General features: G+C 66.5%; 21 protein-coding genes. 17 read left to right on the top strand and 4 right to left on the bottom strand.

The annotated features are described in order from the left end of the window. Positions 1-81 precede the first annotated feature (81 nt). The 7 genes from LZD57_RS14910 (at position 82) to LZD57_RS14880 (ending at position 5,846) form a co-directional block, all read left to right on the top strand. Complete coding sequence (locus tag LZD57_RS14910; RefSeq protein ID WP_233720274.1) at positions 82-474, top strand: AGROH133_08824 family phage infection protein; 393 nt, start codon at positions 82-84, stop codon at positions 472-474. Between the two features lie 270 nt (positions 475-744). After that, the gene (locus LZD57_RS14905; protein WP_233720273.1) at positions 745-1,305 is read left to right on the top strand and encodes a F0F1 ATP synthase subunit delta; all 561 of its coding nucleotides are present in this window, start codon (positions 745-747) and stop codon (positions 1,303-1,305) included. Continuing rightward, entirely contained in the window at positions 1,305-2,834 is a 1,530-nt protein-coding gene (gene atpA, locus LZD57_RS14900; protein WP_233720272.1) for a F0F1 ATP synthase subunit alpha, read from the top strand. Before LZD57_RS14905 ends, atpA begins: the two co-directional genes overlap by 1 nt. Positions 2,835-2,907: 73 nt before the next feature. Beyond that, on the top strand, positions 2,908-3,786 hold the full coding sequence (locus LZD57_RS14895; protein ID WP_233720271.1) for a F0F1 ATP synthase subunit gamma: 879 nt from the start codon (positions 2,908-2,910) through the stop codon (positions 3,784-3,786). Positions 3,787-3,812: 26 nt separating this feature from the next. Beyond that, entirely contained in the window at positions 3,813-5,252 is a 1,440-nt protein-coding gene (gene atpD / locus LZD57_RS14890) for a F0F1 ATP synthase subunit beta (protein WP_233720270.1), read from the top strand. A gap of 23 nt (positions 5,253-5,275) precedes the next feature. Beyond that, positions 5,276-5,464 (top strand): glutathione S-transferase, encoded by a 189-nt coding sequence (locus LZD57_RS14885; RefSeq protein ID WP_420844820.1) that lies wholly within the window; start codon positions 5,276-5,278, stop codon positions 5,462-5,464. Beyond that, positions 5,442-5,846: a F0F1 ATP synthase subunit epsilon gene (locus LZD57_RS14880; RefSeq protein ID WP_233720268.1), complete on the top strand. Its 405-nt coding sequence runs from the start codon at positions 5,442-5,444 to the stop codon at positions 5,844-5,846. Before LZD57_RS14885 ends, LZD57_RS14880 begins: the two co-directional genes overlap by 23 nt. A gap of 134 nt (positions 5,847-5,980) precedes the next feature. Here the strand turns inward: LZD57_RS14880 and LZD57_RS14875 are convergent, their stop codons facing one another. Beyond that, positions 5,981-6,493 carry an RNA pyrophosphohydrolase gene (locus LZD57_RS14875; RefSeq protein ID WP_233720267.1) on the bottom strand — a complete coding sequence of 171 codons (513 nt, stop codon included), beginning with the start codon at positions 6,491-6,493 and terminating at the stop codon, positions 5,981-5,983. 226 nt (positions 6,494-6,719) lie between these two features. Here LZD57_RS14875 and cysG point away from each other — a divergent pair, with 226 nt between their 5' ends. Then, the gene (cysG, locus tag LZD57_RS14870; protein WP_420844819.1) at positions 6,720-8,264 is read left to right on the top strand and encodes a siroheme synthase CysG; all 1,545 of its coding nucleotides are present in this window, start codon (positions 6,720-6,722) and stop codon (positions 8,262-8,264) included. Positions 8,265-8,328: 64 nt separating this feature from the next. On the opposite strand, the gene LZD57_RS14865 is transcribed toward cysG, so the two are convergent. The 3 genes from LZD57_RS14865 to LZD57_RS14855 all read right to left on the bottom strand — a co-directional run bounded on the left by LZD57_RS14865 (position 8,329) and on the right by LZD57_RS14855 (position 10,096). Continuing rightward, positions 8,329-8,643, bottom strand: a complete 315-nt coding sequence (locus tag LZD57_RS14865) for a HigA family addiction module antitoxin (protein ID WP_233720266.1) — start codon at positions 8,641-8,643, stop codon at positions 8,329-8,331. Continuing rightward, on the bottom strand, positions 8,615-8,899 hold the full coding sequence (locus tag LZD57_RS14860) for a type II toxin-antitoxin system RelE/ParE family toxin (protein WP_233720265.1): 285 nt from the start codon (positions 8,897-8,899) through the stop codon (positions 8,615-8,617). The genes LZD57_RS14865 and LZD57_RS14860 overlap by 29 nt, the downstream gene beginning before the upstream one ends. A gap of 84 nt (positions 8,900-8,983) precedes the next feature. Further along, entirely contained in the window at positions 8,984-10,096 is a 1,113-nt protein-coding gene (locus LZD57_RS14855; RefSeq protein WP_233720264.1) for an alkene reductase, read from the bottom strand. 186 nt (positions 10,097-10,282) lie between these two features. On the opposite strand from LZD57_RS14855, the gene LZD57_RS14850 reads away from it, so the two are divergent. The 9 genes from LZD57_RS14850 to LZD57_RS14810 all read left to right on the top strand — a co-directional run bounded on the left by LZD57_RS14850 (position 10,283) and on the right by LZD57_RS14810 (position 18,090). Next, positions 10,283-11,128: a 23S rRNA (adenine(2030)-N(6))-methyltransferase RlmJ gene (locus LZD57_RS14850; protein ID WP_233720263.1), complete on the top strand. Its 846-nt coding sequence runs from the start codon at positions 10,283-10,285 to the stop codon at positions 11,126-11,128. 71 nt (positions 11,129-11,199) lie between these two features. Then, positions 11,200-11,745, top strand: a complete 546-nt coding sequence (locus LZD57_RS14845; protein ID WP_233720262.1) for a hypothetical protein — start codon at positions 11,200-11,202, stop codon at positions 11,743-11,745. 22 nt (positions 11,746-11,767) lie between these two features. Continuing rightward, complete coding sequence (locus LZD57_RS14840; RefSeq protein ID WP_233720261.1) at positions 11,768-12,367, top strand: glutathione S-transferase family protein; 600 nt, start codon at positions 11,768-11,770, stop codon at positions 12,365-12,367. A 285-nt stretch (positions 12,368-12,652) separates the two neighbouring features. Further along, positions 12,653-13,222, top strand: coding sequence for an OmpA family protein (locus LZD57_RS14835; protein ID WP_233720260.1), 570 nt, complete (start codon positions 12,653-12,655; stop codon positions 13,220-13,222). Between the two features lie 19 nt (positions 13,223-13,241). Beyond that, entirely contained in the window at positions 13,242-14,570 is a 1,329-nt protein-coding gene (locus LZD57_RS14830; protein WP_233720259.1) for a type VI secretion system protein TssA, read from the top strand. Between the two features lie 106 nt (positions 14,571-14,676). After that, positions 14,677-15,234 (top strand): type VI secretion system contractile sheath small subunit, encoded by a 558-nt coding sequence (gene tssB, locus LZD57_RS14825; RefSeq protein ID WP_233720258.1) that lies wholly within the window; start codon positions 14,677-14,679, stop codon positions 15,232-15,234. A 27-nt stretch (positions 15,235-15,261) separates the two neighbouring features. After that, a complete protein-coding gene (gene tssC, locus LZD57_RS14820; protein ID WP_233720257.1) occupies positions 15,262-16,791 on the top strand; it encodes a type VI secretion system contractile sheath large subunit in 1,530 nt (509 codons plus the stop codon). Positions 16,792-16,916: 125 nt separating this feature from the next. Further along, the gene (locus tag LZD57_RS14815) at positions 16,917-17,405 is read left to right on the top strand and encodes an Hcp family type VI secretion system effector (protein ID WP_233720256.1); all 489 of its coding nucleotides are present in this window, start codon (positions 16,917-16,919) and stop codon (positions 17,403-17,405) included. Between the two features lie 244 nt (positions 17,406-17,649). After that, the gene (locus LZD57_RS14810; RefSeq protein ID WP_233720255.1) at positions 17,650-18,090 is read left to right on the top strand and encodes a GPW/gp25 family protein; all 441 of its coding nucleotides are present in this window, start codon (positions 17,650-17,652) and stop codon (positions 18,088-18,090) included. Positions 18,091-18,095: the final 5 nt, after the last annotated feature.

Below are 18,095 nucleotides of genomic sequence, written 5' to 3'. Positions count from 1 at the left end.
GTCTTCAGCATGCGCCCGGGCGAGCCCCGCCCCGACTTTCCGGCAAGACCGTGCGGCCTGCAACACGATAGAGAAAGACCGATGGACTTCACCCTTCCGACGACCCTCGCTGGCTGGCTCCCCTTCACGGCCGCCGTCGTGGCGATTCTGCTCGGCCTCGCCGCCCTGTTCGCGCCGAGGCTGATTCTGTCCGCCATCGGTCTCGCCCCGCGCGCCGGCAGCGTCGACGCCCTGGGCGGCGCGAGGGCGAGCCTCGCCGGCTTCTGGCTCGGCGTCGGGCTCGTCGGCGCGGCGCTTTTCGACCAGCCCTTCATCCAGCTCGCGCTGGGGGCCGGCTGGCTTTTTTCCGCTTTCGGCCGGCTCGTCTCGCTGCTGACCGACGGCGCGAGCTTCCGCGCAGTCTTCTACCTCCTCGTCGAACTTGCACTTGCCTGCGCCGCTCTCGCCCCCGCCCTCGGCTTCATCTCCTCCTGACGCCTCTTCCGGCGCGCGCGGAACTTGTCGCCGACCGGGGACCCGTATCTCCGAAAGCCCCGTGAATAACTCGCAAAACACGGCGATGAAGCTTGCTCAAGCGTGTTGTCGCGGTGAAATCCCTATGCTAGACGGACCCTGTCTCAAGGGGGAGGGCCGGCGCAACGTTGGCAGTCCGCTAGCATCCAACCAACGGTTTCAACGCCTTAAAGCGTATCGCAAGTCACGCGCAGCGGGTGTTGAGGAAACGCGAAAGAGAAACGGTCGTCCGTGGCACAATCATCCTCTCCCGTTTCGGGGGTCGCAGACCGCTACGCCCAGTCCCTGTTCGAACTCGCACTCGAAGAGAACGCGCTCGCGACGGTCGAATCCGAGCTTCAGTCCTTCGACGCCCTGATCCAGGAAAACGCCGATTTCCGCCGTCTGGTGGAAAGCCCGGCCTTCTCGTCGGACGAGCAGCTTCGTGCCATCGAGGCGATCGTCGCCGAGACCGGCCCGAGCGCGCTGACCGGCAATTTCCTCAAGGTGGTGGCCGGCAACCGGCGTCTGTTCGTCCTTCCCGGCATGATCCGCCGCTTCCGTGAGCTCTGCGCCACGCATCGCGGCGAGGTCGAGGCCGAGGTGACAAGCGCCCATCCGCTCGACGACGGACAGCGCAGCGCCCTCGCCGAAGCGCTCGGCTCCTATGCCGGAAAGACGGTGACGATGCGCGAGACGGTCGATCCCGGGATCCTCGGCGGGCTGATCGTCAAGATCGGCTCGCGCCAGATCGACACCTCGCTCCGCTCCAAACTCAATTCGCTCAAGCTTGCACTGAAAGAGGTCGGCTGATGGACATCCGCGCCGCGGAAATTTCCGCGATTCTGAAGAACCAGATCAAGAACTTCGGCAACGAGGCGGAAGTCTCGGAAGTCGGCCAGGTTCTGTCGGTCGGTGACGGCATCGCCCGCGTCTACGGCCTCGACAACTGCCAGGCCGGCGAGATGGTCGAATTCCCCGGCGGCATCCAGGGCATGGCGCTGAACCTCGAAGCCGACAACGTCGGCGTCGTGATCTTCGGCTCCGACCGCGAGATCAAGGAAGGCGACACGGTCAAGCGCACCGGCGCGATCGTGGAAGTGCCGGTCGGCAAGGGCCTGCTCGGCCGCGTCGTCGACGGTCTCGGCAACCCGATCGACGGCAAGGGCCCGATCGAGGGCGCCGACCGCCGCCGCGTCGACGTCAAGGCGCCGGGCATCATCCCGCGCAAGTCGGTGCACGAGCCGATGTCGACCGGCCTGAAGGCCATCGACGCGCTGATCCCGATCGGCCGCGGCCAGCGCGAGCTGGTCATCGGCGACCGCCAGACCGGCAAGACCGCGATCCTGCTCGACACCTTCCTCAACCAGAAGCCGGCGCACGACGAGAACCGCGAGAACGACAAGCTCTTCTGCATCTACGTCGCCGTCGGCCAGAAGCGCTCCACCGTCGCCCAGTTCGTCCGGACGCTCGAAGAGCGCGGTGCGATGGCCTATTCCATCGTGATCGCCGCCACCGCTTCCGATCCCGCGCCGATGCAGTACATCGCGCCCTTCACCGGCTGCGCGATGGGCGAGTACTTCCGCGACAACGGCATGCATGCCGTGATCGGCTACGACGATCTGTCCAAGCAGGCCGTGTCCTATCGCCAGATGTCGCTGCTCCTGCGCCGTCCGCCGGGCCGCGAAGCCTATCCGGGCGACGTCTTCTACCTGCATTCGCGCCTGCTCGAGCGCGCCGCCAAGATGGGCGACGACCACGGGGCCGGCTCGCTCACCGCGCTGCCGGTCATCGAGACCCAGGCGGGCGACGTCTCGGCCTACATCCCGACCAACGTGATCTCGATCACCGACGGCCAGATCTTCCTCGAGACCACCCTGTTCTACCAGGGCATCCGTCCGGCGGTGAACGTCGGCCTGTCGGTCTCGCGCGTCGGCTCGGCCGCTCAGGTCAAGGCGATGAAGCAGGTTGCCGGCTCGATCAAGGGCGAGCTCGCCCAGTATCGCGAGATGGCCGCCTTCGCGCAGTTCGGCTCCGACCTCGACGCGGCGACCCAGCGGCTGCTCAACCGAGGCGCCCGCCTGACGGAGCTGCTCAAGCAGCCGCAGTTCTCGCCGCTGAAGACCGAAGAGCAGGTGGTGGTGATCTTCGCCGGCACGCAGGGCTATCTCGACAAGCTGAAGATCTCGCAGGTCGGCGAGTTCGAGCAGGGACTTCTCGGTGCGATGCGCAGCGAGCACAAGGACGTGCTCGATCAGATCGCCAAGGAAAAGGCGCTGTCGGACGATCTGCGCGGAAAGTTGAAGTCCGCGATCGATTCCTTCGCCAAGACCTTCGCCTGATCCGGAAAACGAGGCATGAGGCCTTGTCCGGCGATCCGGGCAAGGCCGCGCCAGCGGGAGACTGCGCCAGACCATGGCATCACTGAAGGACCTTCGAAACCGCATCGCGTCGGTCAAATCCACGCAGAAGATCACCAAGGCCATGCAGATGGTCGCGGCGGCGAAGCTGCGTCGGGCCGAAGAAGCGGCGGCGGCCGCGAGGCCCTATGCCGATCGCATGGCCGCCGTTCTGGCCAACATCGCCGGCGCCGTCGAAGGCGACGGCCCGCCGCTGATGGTCGGCACCGGCAAGGACGAGACGCATCTCCTCGTCGTCTTCACCGCCGAGCGCGGTCTGGCCGGCGGGTTCAACGCCTCGATCGTCAAGCTGGCCCGCCAGCGCCAGCGCCAGCTCGAAGCCGAGGGCAAGACCGTCAAGTTCCTGGCCGTCGGCAAGAAGGCCTGGGACATGATGCGCCGCGACCTGTCCGGCAAGATCGTCGACCGGGTCGACTTTCGCGACGTCAAGCAGATCGGCTTCACCGAGGCCGACATGCTGGGCGAGAGGGTGATGGAGCTGTTCGCCAAGGGCGAGTTCGACGTCTGCTCGATCGTCTATTCGGAATTCCAGAACGTCATCACCCAGGTTCCGACCGCCCAGCAGATCATCCCCGCCGATCTTTCGGGCGCGGGTGAGGCGGAGGAAAAGGGCGCGGCGTCGGTCTACGAATACGAGCCGGAACCGGCCGCCATTCTCGACGCCCTGATCCCGCGCAACATCAAGGTCCAGATCCTGCATGCAATGCTCGAGAACGCCGCCTCCGAACAGGGCGCGCGGATGAGCGCCATGGACAACGCGACGCGCAACGCCGGCGACATGATCGACAAGCTGTCGATCTCCTACAACCGCCAGCGCCAGGCGCAGATCACGACGGAACTGGTCGAAATCATTTCGGGCGCCGAAGCGCTCTGACACCGATCGAGAGGAGGCCTTTCAGAATGGCTGACAAAAACGTAGGCCGCGTCCATCAGGTGATCGGCGCCGTCGTCGACGTCGAGTTCGACGACAAGCTGCCGCAGATCCTGAACGCGCTCGAATGCGACAACCACGGCATCCGCCTCGTTCTCGAGGTCGCCCAGCATCTCGGCGAGAACACCGTGCGCTGCATCGCCATGGATCTGACCGAGGGTCTGGTCCGCGGCCAGGAAGTCGTCGACACCGGCGAGCCGATCATGGTTCCGGTCGGTGACGGCACGCTCGGCCGCATCATGAACGTCATCGGCGAGCCGATCGACGAGGTCGGCCCGATCTCCTACGAGTCGAAGCGCGCCATCCACCAGTCGGCCCCGGCCTATATCGAGCAGTCGCCGGAGAGCCAGATCCTGGTCACCGGCATCAAGGTCATCGACCTGCTGGCGCCTTATGCCCGCGGCGGCAAGATCGGCCTGTTCGGCGGCGCCGGCGTCGGCAAGACGGTGCTGATCCAGGAGCTGATCAACAACGTCGCTAAGGCCCATGGCGGCTATTCGGTCTTCGCCGGCGTCGGCGAGCGCACCCGCGAGGGCAACGATCTCTATCACGAGATGATCGAATCGGGCGTCAACAAGGACCCGCACGAGCACGAAGGCTCGGCCGAGGGCTCCAAGGCCGCTCTCGTCTACGGCCAGATGAACGAGCCGCCCGGCGCCCGCGCCCGCGTCGCGCTGACCGGCCTCACCATCGCCGAGCATTTCCGCGACCAGGGTCAGGACGTGTTGTTCTTCGTCGACAACATCTTCCGCTTCACCCAGGCCGGCTCGGAAGTGTCGGCGCTGCTCGGCCGCATTCCCTCGGCGGTGGGCTACCAGCCGACGCTCGCCACCGACATGGGCGCGATGCAGGAGCGGATCACCACGACGACCACCGGTTCGATCACCTCGGTGCAGGCCATCTACGTGCCCGCCGATGATCTGACCGACCCGGCGCCGGCGACCTCCTTCGCCCATCTCGACGCGACGACGGTGCTCAACCGCGCGATCTCGGAAAAGGGCATCTATCCGGCCGTGGATCCGCTGGACTCCACCTCGCGCATGCTGTCGCCGATGATCATCGGCGAAGAGCATTACGACGTGGCCCGGAACGTCCAGCAGGTGCTGCAGAAGTACAAGTCGCTGCAGGACATCATCGCCATTCTCGGCATGGACGAGCTGTCCGAAGAGGACAAGCTGACGGTGGCCCGCGCCCGCAAGATCGAGCGCTTCCTGTCGCAGCCCTTCTTCGTCGCCGAGGTGTTCACCGGCTCGCCGGGCCAGCTGGTTCCGCTGGAAGACACGATCAAATCCTTCAAGGGCCTGGTCAACGGCGAATACGACCATCTTCCCGAGGCCGCCTTCTACATGGTCGGCTCGATCGAGATGGCGGTCGAGAAGGCCAAGAAGCTGGCGCAGGACGCCGCCTGATGAGCGACGATCGCGCCCTTCGCATGGAGGACGCGATCAACGAGACCTGCCCGTGGTCGGGAAAGCCGATCGCGGGCGATTCTCTGACGATTTACAACGGCGCGGTCGTCGGCTTCTGCAATCCCGGCTGCCGCGACAAGTTCGAGACGGCGACGCGCCACTTCGATGCCGCCATGAAAGAGACGCAAGATGGCCGACAGCTTCCAGTTTGAACTCGTCTCCCCGGAAAAGCTCCTGATGTCGGAGACCGTGACGGCGGTGTCGGTTCCGGGCTCCGAGGGCTTCTTCACGGTGATGGCGAAACACGCTCCGGTGATGACGACGATCAAGCCCGGCATCGTGCTGGTCACGCCGGAGAGCGGGGCCGAGCAGCGCATCTTCGTGCGCGGCGGCTTCGCCGACGTCAACGAGAATGGCCTGACGCTGCTGGCCGAGCATGCCGAGCCGGCCGACGAGGTCGACATGGCCGCGCTCGACCAGAGCATCAAGGATGCCGAGGAAGACGTCGCCGATGCGGAAGGCGTGGAGGCCAAGGCCAAGGCTCAGCACGCGCTCGACCAGCTGCGTGAAGCGCGCGCCGGCCTGGCGGGCTGACGCCGGGCGCCGCGCCCGACCATTCCCGATCCATGACAACCGAAGCCCGGGCGGACAGCGCGCCGGGCTTTTGCGTTGCCGCCGTCGCCGCATGTGGGGACGTCTTCCGCTCCGGTGCGACGGGGCGGGGCCGCTTATCGGCCGAGATGCCGGAACGCTGCAACGACCCGTTCGTAAACTTCCCGCTTGAACGGCACGATCTCGTCGAGCAGTTCGTCCATCGTCTTCCAGCCCCAGCGATCGAACTCGGCGTCGTGGCCGCCCGGCGGCGGGTTGATCGCAATCTCTGATTCATCGCCTTCGAATCTGAAGGCGAACCAGCGCTGTTTCTGGCCGCGATACTTGCCCTTGAAGGCGACGCCGACGAGGTCGGCCGGCAGATCATAGGTGATCCAGCCGTCGGTCTCGGCGAGATAGGAGACGGTCTTCATGCCGGTCTCCTCGTAGAGTTCGCGCCGCGCCGCCTCCAGCGCGTCCTCGCCCGCGTCGATGCCGCCTTGCGGCATCTGCCAGAGCTTCTCGGCCCCGGTCATCTCCCCCTCGTCCTCGACCAGCCGGCGCCCGGCCCATGCCAATCCCGACACGTTGAGCACCATGATGCCGACGCAGGGGCGATAGGGCAGCGTTTGCGGATCGACGTTCGGCATGAGCGGGCTCCCGTCTCGGCCTCGATGGTTGCGGCCTGAAAGATTGCCGACCTCTATCGCCGGGCGGTCCCGCGGCGCAAGGGCGGAAGGCGGACCGCCCGGGAAGGAGCCGGGGCGATCGCGAGCATGAACTTGCCATTTCCTTCGCAATTGCGAAAAATGCACCCTCGCCAACACCGACGCCGCCGACCTATCTTCGTCGGCATCGAGGAAGATGGAACCCGCCATGTCTCTGACGCCGATCGCGCCCCCGAGAAAGGACCCGACGCCTGCCCGCCCCAAGCGCATGGGCGCGCTGGCGACGCTGCCGGTGTTCTTCTCGCTGAAGGGACGCAGCGTCCTGATGGCGGGCGGTTCCGCGGCGGCCGCCTGGAAGGCGGAAGTGCTGGCGGCCTCCGGCGCCCGCGTGGAACTCTATGCCCCGGCCGAAGACCTCGACGCGGAGATGGCGGGGCTGCTCGCCGAAATCGGCACCGGGGACGAGCCGCAATCCGGGCGCATCCGGCATCACCACCGCCCCTGGGCGCTGGACGTCTTCACCCTGCGCGCGGAGCGTTTCGCCCTCGCCATCCTCGACACCGAGGAGGAGGCCGAGGGCCAGGCCTTCGCCTGCGCGGCGCGGGCCGCCTCGATCCCCGTCAACGTCGTCGACAAGCCGGCCTTTTGCGACTTCGCCTTCGGCTCGATCGTCAACCGCTCGCCGGTCGTCGTCGGCATCTCGACCTTCGGCGCGGCGCCGATCCTCGGCCAGGCCATCCGCCGCCGGATCGAGACCCTGCTGCCCCCTGCCCTGTCCGGCTGGGCGGGACTTGCCGCCAAGCTGCGCGACGCCACGATGGATCGGCTCGCCCCCGGTCTCGAACGCCGGGCCTTCTGGGAACGCTTCACCGACAAGGCCTTCCTGACCCGCGCGCCGGAAGCCGGCGACGAGGCCGAGGCCGGCCGGTTGATCGAGGCCATCGCCGCGGCGCCCGAGGGCGCCTCCGGGCCGAAGGTCGGCAAGGTCACGCTGGTCGGGGCCGGCCCCGGTGAGGCCGAGCTTCTGACGCTGAAGGCCGTGCGCGCGCTACAGGCGGCCGACGTCATCCTGTTCGACGATCTCGTCTCCGACGGGGTCCTCGAACTCGCCCGCCGCGAGGCCAAGCGCATGCTGGTTGGCAAGCGGGCAAGCCGCGAGAGCTGCCGGCAGGAGGACATCAACGCGCTGATGGTGCAGTTCGCCAAGGCCGGCAAGTCGGTGGTGCGACTGAAGTCGGGCGACGTCTCGGTGTTCGGCCGGGCCGGCGAGGAGTTGAAGGAGCTGAAGGCCGAGGGCATTCCCGTCTCGATCGTGCCGGGCATCACCGCCGCCTCGGCGCTGGCGGCGAGCTTCAACGTCTCGCTCACCCATCGCGACCATGCCCAGGAGCTGCGCTTCGTCACCGGTCATTCGAAGAAAGGCGGCCTGCCGGAGGACGTCGACTGGCCGGCGCTCGCCAAGCCCAATGCGACGACGATCTTCTACATGGGCGGCCGCATGGCCGGCCGGATCGCCGCGCGCCTCATCGCCGACGGCCTTTCGCCGCAAACGCCGGTCGGCGTCGCCGCCAACCTGTCGCGCGAGGACGAGACCCGCGCGGCGGGACGCCTCGCCGATCTCGCAGACATCGTCGCCGCCATCGGCCTCGACCGGCCGATCCTCATCGGCGTCGGCCACGTCTTCGGAGAGGCGGCGGAGACGGCAAGGCCGGGCAGCGAGGACACGGAAGAGCGGGCAGCGCTGGCCTTGTGAGGGGGCGCGGGAGCCTGTCGGTGTCAGCGGCCCACGTGGCGTAAGATGCGGCGCCTCTTGTCGGTCAGGCCGCCCGGGGCTCGATCGACTCGAGATCAGCCTCGATCTCTCGCCGGCGTTCCATCAGGTCGTAGTCCGCCTGCAGACCGAGGAAGAACCCTTCGGACATGCCGAAGTACTTCGCAAGACGTAAGTCGGTGTCTGCGCTCATCGATCGCTTGCCCAAGACGATCTCGTTGATCCGCCGCGGCGGGACGTGCACCGCGCGCGCCAAGGCATTCTGACTGACGCCCATCGGCCGCAAAAATTCTTCCAGCAGGATCTCCCCGGGGTGCGGGTTCGGCAGAAGTTCAGTCATGATAGTCGACAATTCCGACATTACTCGGTCCTCCATCCTCCCAATTAAAGCAGATCCGCCACTGCTGATTAACCCGGATACTGTGCTGGCCCTTTCGACGGCCTTTGAGCGCTTCCAAATGGTTCCCCGGAGGCACCCGCAGATCGTGCAGAGACTGTGCTTGATTGATCATACGCAGCTTGCGCAGGGCCACCGACTGTATGTCTGGCGGAAGCTTGCGGCTTCGCCTGCCTGCCCAGACCAGTTGCGTTTCGGAATCGGCAAAGCTCCGGATCATTGGTCTAGCATGACGCATCGGGACCCATAACGCAATGCGTTATGGGTCCGTTACAGTCCGCAGTTTGGAAGGGCCGCTTCTCAATCAGCCAGCGCTGGCGTACCGCTGCTTTTCCTCGTCCGTCAGCGCCGGGTAATCGGTGTAGCCGGTCTCGTCGCCGCCGTAGAAGGTCTTCTCGTTCCAGCCGGCGAGCGGCGCGCCGAGGCGGATGCGCTCGACCAGATCGGGATTGGAGATGAACGGCCGGCCGAAGCAGGCGAGGTCGATTTCCCCCTTCTCCAGGCGCTCTTCGGCAAGCTCCGGCGTGTAGTTGTTGTTGCCCATGTAGGTGCCGTCGAAATGCCGGCGCAGCGACCAGGCCTTGAAGGCATGCGGGTCGCGGTCGCCGCGGGTGGCGCCTTCGATCACGTGGAGATAGGCGAGGCGGCGCGCCGAAAGCGCCTTCACATAGGCGGTGAACACCGCTTCGGGATCGGAATCCTTCAAATCGTTGGCGGGCGAGACCGGCGAGATGCGGATGCCGGTGCGCTCCGGTCCGAAGACCTCCGTCACCGCGTCGACGACCATCAGCGGGAAGCGCAGCCGGTTCTCGATCGAGCCGCCATAGTCGTCGTCGCGCCGGTTGGCGCCGTCGCGCAGGAACTGGTCGAGCAGATAGCCGTTGGCCGAGTGGATCTCGACGCCGTCGAAGCCGGCCGCCTTGGAATTCTCCGTCGCCTTGACGAAGTCCTCGACGACGCGTGGCAATTCGCTCGCTTCGAGCGCTCGCGGCGTCACCGCGTCCTTCATTCCGCTTTCGGTGAAAGCCTGCATCTTCGGTGCGATGGCCGAGGGGGCGACGGGCAGAGCGCCACCCGGCTGCAGGTCGGGATGGGAGACGCGGCCAACATGCCAGAGCTGCAGCACGATCTTGCCGCCTTCTTCATGCACGGCGTCGGTCACCGTCTTCCAGGCGGCGACCTGCTCGTCGTTGAAGATGCCCGGGGTCCAGGCATAGCCGCGGCCTTCGGGCGAGATGTTGGTGGCCTCCGTGATGATCAGTCCGGCGCTCGCGCGCTGGCGATAATAGTCGACATGCATGTCCTTCGGCACACCGTCGCTGGTCGCGCGGCTGCGGGTGAGCGGCGCCATGACGACACGGTTCTTCAGGCCTATCGGTCCGAGATCGTAAGGCTGTAGGAGACGGTCGTATTTCATGATAGCGGAAGTCCTTCGCTGGGCTCGTCGCGAGCTGGAAAGGGAGATCGCACGAGGGTGTGCGATCGGTCGTTCGCCCTCCATTTGGTGCGTCGCAACAGAACGAGAAGCGCGATGAACGTTGTGTTCGCGTGGCACGGACGGTCGGGCGACGAAGGGTCGAAGCGGATCGAGCGGATCTGAACCTTGAACTATCGACACGCCTTCCATGCCGGCAATTTTGCCGACGTCGTCAAGCATGCGCTGTTCTGCCGGCTGGTGCGCTATCTGCAGCGCAAGGACGGGGCGATCCGGATCTACGACACCCATGCCGGGCCGGGGCTCTACGATCTCGACGGCGACGAGGCGGCGCGGACGCTGGAGCATGAATCCGGGATCGCCGCCCTGGCCGACGCCGATCCCGCAATCCGCGCACACCCGCTTCTGGCCGACTACTGGTCGATCGTGGCGCCGGATTTCGCAATGCGCCGCTATCCCGGGTCGCCCCTGATCGCCCGGCGGCTTTTACGCCCGCAGGACCGGCTGTCGGCCTATGAATTGCACCCGCAGGACGGCCCGAAGCTTCGATCGCTGTTTGCCGGCGACACCGCTGTGAAGGCGATCGCCCTCGACGGCTGGCTGGCGCTCGGCGCCCACGTGCCGCCGAAGGAAAAGCGCGGAATCGTGCTCGTCGACCCGCCCTTCGAAAAGGTCAGCGAGGTCGAGGACATCGCGGCGGCTCTGCAGAAGGCGTTGGCGCGCTGGCGTGGCGGCGTCTACGCCGTCTGGTATCCGATCAAGAAGCCGGCGATGGTGGAAAGGCTCAAGGAAGCCCTCGCGGCCGTCGCTCCGGCCGAGATCGTCTTTGCCGAATTCTGCCGCGAGTCGCCCGCCCGGGAGGAGCGTTTCGTCGGCACGGGTCTTGCCGTGATCAATCCGCCTTTCGTCTTCGCCGCGGAGGCCGAGACGCTGTTCGACCTGCTCGCTCCGGTGCTGGAGCGCGGCAGCAAGGCAACATATTCGGTCAAAGATTGCCCTCCCCGGCCGTCGTGACACGCAAAGAGCGGCAAATGGTGCTAAGCCTCGTGGCCAAAGTGATCTGGTTGTGCAGGAGTTTTGCCACCATGAACCGGCTTTCGGCCTTCGTCCTGACACTCGGCGCTCTGTCCGCCGCGTCCTCTCCCGCCGTCGCCGCGGACGTGATGTCCACCTATCGGAGCGAAGCGGTCGTCTCGAACGTTCCGGCCTGCGACGACGCCGCGGTCCTCGGCGAAGTCGAGGATCAGTTCGAATACGGCGCGCCGCGCATGCTCGAAGCCAAGCTGGAAATCCTCGAGTTCCAAGGGATGTTCGAGAAGGCCTACCAGCCGCAGGTCAAGAGCGATCCCTATCCGGATGCCAATCCGATCGAGCGGCGCTACTGTCAGGCGAAGGCCCTGATTTCGGACAACAGGTGGCGCACGGTCTATTACGTCGTCGAATATCCGATGGGCTTTGCCGCCGCCGGCGACTATCTCGGCCTGTTCTCGCCGGTTCGCGGCTGGAAGGCGGAGGGCTGCGTGCTCGGTCTCGACGAGTGGCACGTCTACGGCGCCAACTGCCAGTCGCTTCGCCGCTATCCGCCGGACGCCGCGGTCGCCGACTATCCGGGCTTCGTCTCGAAATACTGAACCACGATCCGGATTGCAGCCGATGCGCGTCTATTATTCCTCCTCTTCCCCTTTCGCGGCCAAGGTGCGCATGGCGGCCAGCCACTGCGACCTCGAGATCGAGAGCATCGCCGTGGACACGACGGCCGAGCCCGCCGATCTGATCGCCGCCAATCCGCTCGGCAAGATTCCCGCCCTCGTCCTCGACGACGGCACCACCCTCTACGATTCGCGGGCGATCTGCGACTATTTCGACAAGGCGACCGGCGGTCAGCTCCTGCCCGCGACCCTCGACGCTTGGACCAAGGTGAAGCTGATCGAGGCGACCGCCGACGGCATCGGCGATGCGCTGATCCTCACCGTCTACGAGGAGCGCTACCGGCCTGAAGACAGGCGTCACAAACCTTGGGTCGATCTGCAGATGCGCAAGGCCGATCGCGGTCTTGCGGCGCTCGAAACCCTCCTGGCCGACCTGCCCGAGCGCTTGACGACGGCGGATTTCGCGGTCGCCGGCCTGCTCGGATGGATGTCCTTCCGCTTCAAGGGCAAGCTCGAAGCCGAACGCCCCGCCCTGGCGACCTGGCTCGCGGCCTTTCCGGACCGCTTTCCGGCCTTCGCCGAACTCGGGCCCCGTCCGGCCTGACACGAGGTCACCCGCCCGGCTCGGCCGCGCGGTTCGGCAACCTCGCCCTCACCGGCTTCGTCCGCGCCGACGGGCCGGCCTTCGCGCTCGATCGCACGACCGCGCCGGCGCCTTGTCGGCTGTGCCACTCGCGCACCGAACGCAGCATCTCCCATCGCCTTCGTTTCTCCGCGCCGGCGGAGCCGGTGCGGCGTGACCGCGCGCCGAGCCCGTCGTTGACACTTTTGATTGCATGGACGTAAATTACTGCAATCAATACGAGAGAGACAGGCGACGAGGATCATCATGGGGAGAGGATCGATCGTGTCGATCTGCCTGGCGTCAGTGGCTGCGGCGCCGTTCTGGATCGTCGATCCGGCCGGCGCGGATCCGGCCTACGACCGCCGCCAGGTCGCCGACTTCCTGGCGAAATCCGCCGACGAAGTGCAGGGGCTCGGCAAGTCCCGCTCGATGCGGCTCGCCGGCACCCGCGGGATCTGCGTCGGGCTCGAATCCGAATGCCGGGCGAAAGCGCGCCCGAAGGGCTTCGACATGCTGATCAATTTTGACCTCGATTCGGCCGCCCTCACCTATACCGCTCGGGAGAACCTCGACGAAATGGCCGCCGCGCTCGCCGATCGGCGCCTCAGTGCCGTGGGATTCGTCATCGAGGGCCATACCGATGCCAGGGGGGAGGACTGGTACAACGAAGAGCTGTCGCGACGGCGAGCCGCTTCCGTCCGAAGCTATCTTCTCGCCCGCGGCATCGCGCCCGAGAAGATCGAAGCGGTCGGCCTCGGCGAACGCGTGCCGCGGGTTTCCGATCCCTACGATCCCGTCAATCGCCGGGTGGAGATGCGGGTGAGCGTGCGCTAGCGGCGGAGAGCGGCGAGCGATGCCGGAGCCGATCGCGATTCTCGCGCCCCTCTCGAACGAGTCGCCCTGCGGCCCGGACCTCGTCGAGGCGGGCGATCCGCAATTCCTGACCTTTCGCGACCGGATCGACGTCTTGTCGCCGGCGCGACTGTCCGGCGGGCGGCTGATCCGCGAGGATGGCCTGCCCTTCGAGCCTCGGGACATCAAGCTCCGCGAGGAGGAGACGGTCATCGCGGCGCTGCTCGCGCGCTCCCGCGACCTTCGTTTCCTGCTTGTTCAGGCCAGGCTCCGCCTCCTTGCCGGTGACCTTCGCGGCTTCGCAGAGGAGATCGCCCTCGCAGCCAAGCTGCTGGATGCCCGGTGGGAAGACGTCCACCCACGCTCCGTCGCGCAGCGCCGCGTGGAATTCGAGAGCTTCGAACCGCCGATCTCCGGTCCGATCCCGCTGCAATTCGTCCCGCTCCTGCGTGATCGGCGTGCCGACGTCGTCCGCTTTCGTCATTTCGTCTTCGCCATCGGCGAAGCCAGGGGGCCGGAGAACGAGACGACGCCGGACGAGGCGACGATCCGGGCTGCCATCGCCGATCCCGCGAACGAAGCGGCGGTGGCGACGACGCGGGGCGCACTCGCTTGCGTCCGCGAGAGTTTCGACGCGGTCGGGGCGAGTTTCGGAGCCCATGGCCATGGCGGATCTGCGCCGCAGATGAAGGCGTTCCTCGCCGTCGTCGCGCGGATCGCCGCCCTTCTCGACGAGGCGAGCGGAAAGGCGCCGGATCGTGGCACGCCCGGCGCGGCGACACCCGGCGAAGCGGCGCACGCGCCCGCGACGCCCCGTCCCGTTCAGGCACTCGCCACCGTTCCCATCGGCGATCACGGCGAGGCATCCGCGGCGCTGCTTGCGGCCGAGACCTATTTCGCGCGGGCCGAACCCTCCTCGCCGGCGCTGCTCCTGACGCATCAGGCGCGCAGGCTGATCGGCCGGCCACTGATCGAGGCTTTGCAACTTCTCGCCCCCGGTATGATCGCCTCCGCCTCGCTCGGCCTCGACAGCCCCGCCGGGTTCGCGCTCGATCTGGAACGGCTGACGGCGCTCAGTGAGACCGCCCATGGCGCCGGCATCGATCCCGGCGCCGGGGCAGGCTCGCGCGTCCCGCCACGACGGGCGTTCGAGGCCCCCAACCGGGAGGCGGCGGTCGTGCTGATCGCCAGCGTCGAAGCCCATTTCCGGCTTGTCGAGCCATCAAGCCCCGTGCCGGTGCTTCTGGCGCGGGCTCGCGCGCTCATCGGGCGAGATTTTCTGGCGCTTCTGCCGGAGCTCTTTCCCACGCTCCGCCCGGTCGAGAGCTGACCACGCGCCGGTGCGCCGCAACCGTATTTTCTTGCATAGGTTTTGTTTGACTTTCTTTTTCAACTCTGGCTTGCTTACGTGACGCAACGCCAGGGAGCATCGAGCCATGGCCTCCGATTCCGGTCAGCGCTTTCTCAAACGCAACCGGCCGCCCCGGGTGCAGATCTCCTACGAGGATCCGCACGATTCCAACCGCCGGATCGAACTGCCGTTCGTCATGGGCGTGATGGCCGACCTCTCCGGCAACGCCTCCCCGAGGGAAAAGCCGCCGGTCGGCGAGCGGTCCTTCGAACACGTGGACATGGACACGTTCGACGAGTTCATCGGCAAGGTGAAACCCGCCGTTCGCTTCGCCGTCGAAGACAAGCTGAAGGAGGGGAGCAGCGACAGGCTGTCGGTCGAACTCGGCTTCAAGTCGATGGACGACTTCGGTCCGGCCGCCGTCGCCAAAAACGTGCCGGCGCTCAATCGGCTGCTCGAAGCCCGCAAGCAGCTTTCGAACCTTCGCAGCTACATGACCGGCCGCGTCGAAGCGGAAGACATGCTGCGCAGGCTTCTGAACGACACGACTCTGATGGCGACGCTCAAGGAGCGCGCCGCCGTCCAGCCCGTTGCCGAGGCCACGAGTCCGTCCGGCTCGCGAGAGCCGGGCGACGACGCCTGACGAGACGACGAGAGGAAAGACCGCCCGATGAGCGAGACGCAGTCGACCGCCGCAGAGCTCCAGCCGGAGCCGGTCCATGCCGAGGAAAACCAGGCGGACGCCTTCGCCGCGGCGCTGAAGCAGAGCATCAATCCGACGAAGTCGGAGGCGCGGTCGGACGAAGTCGATCGCGCTTTCGACACGCTGATCGCCGAGGCGCTGGAGAATCGCGATCTCATATCGAGCGACGTCTACGAGACGCTCGGATCGCTGATCGGCCGGATCGACGACGCGCTCTCTGCCCAGGTCAATGCGATCATCCATCATCCGACGTTCCAGGAAATCGAGAGTGCGTGGCGCGGCCTCGAATATCTCGTCACCCATTCCGAGACCGACGCCAATCTCAAGCTGAAGGTGATGAACGTCGGCAAGACGGAACTCTATCGCGAGCTGGACAGCTATCGCGGCGCCCGATGGGACCAGAGCCCGCTGTTCAAGGAAATCTACGAGGCCGAGTTCGGCCAGCTCGGCGGCCAGCCCTATGGCGCGCTGATCGGCGACTACGCCTTCGAGAAGTCCCCGACCGACATCGCGCTGCTGCGCAATCTCGGCAAGATCGCCGCGGCCTCCCACTGCCCCTTCGTCGCCTCCGCCGGCCCGGCTCTCCTCGACATGGAAAGCTGGACCGAACTCTCCAAACCGCGCGACATCTCGACCCTGCTGGACACCCCCGATTTCGCCGCCTGGAACGCGCTGCGGGATTCGGAGAACTCCCGCTATCTCGGCCTCTGCATGCCGCGCGTCCTCTCCCGCGAGCCCTACGGGGCGAAGTCGGTGCCCGTCGAGGAGTTCGGCTTCGAGGAGGAGACCGACGGCCATGCCGGGCAGAAATACGCCTGGATGAACGCCGCCTATACCTATGCGGCGAACATCAACCGGGCGTTCAAGGACTATGGCTGGACGGTGCGCATCCGTGGCGTCAACTCCGGCGGCGAGGTCTCCGACCTTCCGACCCATGCCTTTTCGACCAGCGAGCCCGATGCCGTCGACGGCAAGATGATCGACCTCAAATGTCCGACCGAGATCGCCATCTCCGATCGGCGCGAGGCGGAGCTGTCGAAGGCCGGCCTGTTGCCGCTGATTCATCGCAAGAACACCGACAAGGCGGCTTTCATCGGCGCCCAGTCGCTCTATCGCCCGAAGGCCTACGACGACGCCGAGGCGACGGCCTCCGACAACCTCTCCTCGCGTCTCACCTACATGTTCGCGGTCTCGCGCTTCGCCCATTACCTCAAGCAGATGGTCCGCGACCACATCGGCACATACAAGGAGCAGGAAAAGCTGCAGAACTGGCTGCAGACCTGGATCTACAACTACGTCGACGGCGATCCGCACAACTCGACCGACGAGGCCAAGGCCAAGCGACCGCTCGCCGAGGCCCGCGTCGAGGTTTTCCCCGACGAGGAGAACCCCGGCTATTACGGCGCCCGGTTCCATCTGCGCCCGCATTTCCAGCTCGAAGGCATGGATATCGGCCTCAGCCTCGTTTCCAAGCTGCCCAAGAGCGAGGCGGCCTGACGCGGCACCGGGCCGACGGCGGGCCTTCGCACGTCACGCCCTTTGCCGGGATCGCTCCCGGCCCCTTCACGACATGACGCCTTTTCTCGGGTGGAACGGCCGCCCGGCAGCATCGGAGAGCCAAGATGGCAGTCGACATCTTTCTGAAGATCGAGGGAATCACCGGCGAGTCCCAGGACGACAAGCACCGCAGCGAGATCGACGTTCTCGCCTGGAGCTGGGGCCTCGCCCAGAGCGGCACGACCCACATGGGCCCCGGCGCCGGCTCCGGCAAAGTGGCGGTGCAGGACATCACCTTCACCAAATACTGCGACAAGGCGACCACCAACATCCTGAAATACTGCTCCAACGGCAAGCACATCGCCAAGGCGCGGCTGACCATCCGCAAGGCCGGCGGGGACACGCCCGTCGAGTACTTCAAGCTCGACATGAACGACCTCATCGTCTCCTCCTATGCCACCGGCGGCTCCGCCGACGGGCTCGACCGACTGCAGGAAACGGTGACGCTGAACTTCCGCAAATTCACCGTCACCTACACCGAGCAGACCCAGCAGGGCACGGCCGGCGCGGCGACCGAGGCCACCTGGGACATCGCCGCCAACGTCGGTTCCTGAAGCCGGGTCGGATGCACGGCGACACGAAGGCGCGCATCCCGAAGTGTCGTCGCTTCGCTCGGCCGCAGGGCCGGCCGTCCTTCCCCCCCCCGCGTGACCTCGGAGCGAGCCCATGCCGCCGCGTCCCGTCCCCGATCGTTTCGAGGCCCCGCTGATGCTCGCCTTTTCCGGGCCGCATCGTGAACAGGACGAACGTCGGCGAAGGCGGCAGAGCCTCCGCAAGCCCGTGGAAGAGGTCCGTGAGGTGAGCGTTCCCGCCCGCGCCGGCACGCGCAGGACCATCGAGGACGACTTCAGAGAGCGGGTGAAGGCGCTTTCGACCTCGATCGATCTCGCCTCGGCCTGCGACCTCTCCGCCCATCCGCGCGTCGCCGCCTCTATCCTCAACTACGGCCGCCCGGACGTCACCGGCATGACCGCCGACCCGAACGGCCTCGGCAATCTCCCCGCGGCTCTGCGCAGGGCCCTGGAGCGCCACGAACCCGGCATCGTCGAGGGAAGCCTGTCCATCGGCCCGGCCGAGGATGCGACGTATCGGCACGGCTTCGACGCGGTGAGCCAGTCACTCCGCTTCGAGATTTCCCTCGATCTCGCCTTCGCGCCCCTGCCGATCCCCATCAAATTCCACGCCGAAATCGACGTTGCCGCCGGCAAGCTCGAGATCGACGTCGCCGGCCCGTCCTGACCGCC

Source organism: Jiella avicenniae (genome assembly GCF_021390325.1).
Taxonomy (GTDB): Bacteria; Pseudomonadota; Alphaproteobacteria; order Rhizobiales; family Rhizobiaceae; genus Jiella; species Jiella avicenniae.
This window is presented reverse-complemented; position numbering and strand designations above follow the sequence as displayed.

Bases quoted from the DNA above. Each gene is read 5' to 3' on its own strand.
- LZD57_RS14865 (WP_233720266.1), bottom strand. From the start codon at position 8,643: ATGTCGGAATTGTCGACTATCATGACTGAACTTCTGCCGAACCCGCAC.
- tssB (WP_233720258.1), top strand. From the start codon at position 14,677: ATGGCCTCCGATTCCGGTCAGCGCTTTCTCAAACGCAACCGGCCGCCC.
- LZD57_RS14835 (WP_233720260.1), top strand. From the start codon at position 12,653: ATGGGGAGAGGATCGATCGTGTCGATCTGCCTGGCGTCAGTGGCTGCG.
- LZD57_RS14815 (WP_233720256.1), top strand. From the start codon at position 16,917: ATGGCAGTCGACATCTTTCTGAAGATCGAGGGAATCACCGGCGAGTCC.
- LZD57_RS14860 (WP_233720265.1), bottom strand. From the start codon at position 8,899: ATGATCCGGAGCTTTGCCGATTCCGAAACGCAACTGGTCTGGGCAGGC.
- LZD57_RS14880 (WP_233720268.1), top strand. From the start codon at position 5,442: ATGGCCGACAGCTTCCAGTTTGAACTCGTCTCCCCGGAAAAGCTCCTG.
- cysG (WP_420844819.1), top strand. From the start codon at position 6,720: ATGTCTCTGACGCCGATCGCGCCCCCGAGAAAGGACCCGACGCCTGCC.
- atpA (WP_233720272.1), top strand. From the start codon at position 1,305: ATGGACATCCGCGCCGCGGAAATTTCCGCGATTCTGAAGAACCAGATC.
- LZD57_RS14910 (WP_233720274.1), top strand. From the start codon at position 82: ATGGACTTCACCCTTCCGACGACCCTCGCTGGCTGGCTCCCCTTCACG.
- LZD57_RS14840 (WP_233720261.1), top strand. From the start codon at position 11,768: ATGCGCGTCTATTATTCCTCCTCTTCCCCTTTCGCGGCCAAGGTGCGC.
- LZD57_RS14830 (WP_233720259.1), top strand. From the start codon at position 13,242: ATGCCGGAGCCGATCGCGATTCTCGCGCCCCTCTCGAACGAGTCGCCC.
- tssC (WP_233720257.1), top strand. From the start codon at position 15,262: ATGAGCGAGACGCAGTCGACCGCCGCAGAGCTCCAGCCGGAGCCGGTC.
- LZD57_RS14855 (WP_233720264.1), bottom strand. From the start codon at position 10,096: ATGAAATACGACCGTCTCCTACAGCCTTACGATCTCGGACCGATAGGC.
- LZD57_RS14885 (WP_420844820.1), top strand. From the start codon at position 5,276: ATGGAGGACGCGATCAACGAGACCTGCCCGTGGTCGGGAAAGCCGATC.
- atpD (WP_233720270.1), top strand. From the start codon at position 3,813: ATGGCTGACAAAAACGTAGGCCGCGTCCATCAGGTGATCGGCGCCGTC.
- LZD57_RS14895 (WP_233720271.1), top strand. From the start codon at position 2,908: ATGGCATCACTGAAGGACCTTCGAAACCGCATCGCGTCGGTCAAATCC.
- LZD57_RS14875 (WP_233720267.1), bottom strand. From the start codon at position 6,493: ATGCCGAACGTCGATCCGCAAACGCTGCCCTATCGCCCCTGCGTCGGC.
- LZD57_RS14845 (WP_233720262.1), top strand. From the start codon at position 11,200: ATGAACCGGCTTTCGGCCTTCGTCCTGACACTCGGCGCTCTGTCCGCC.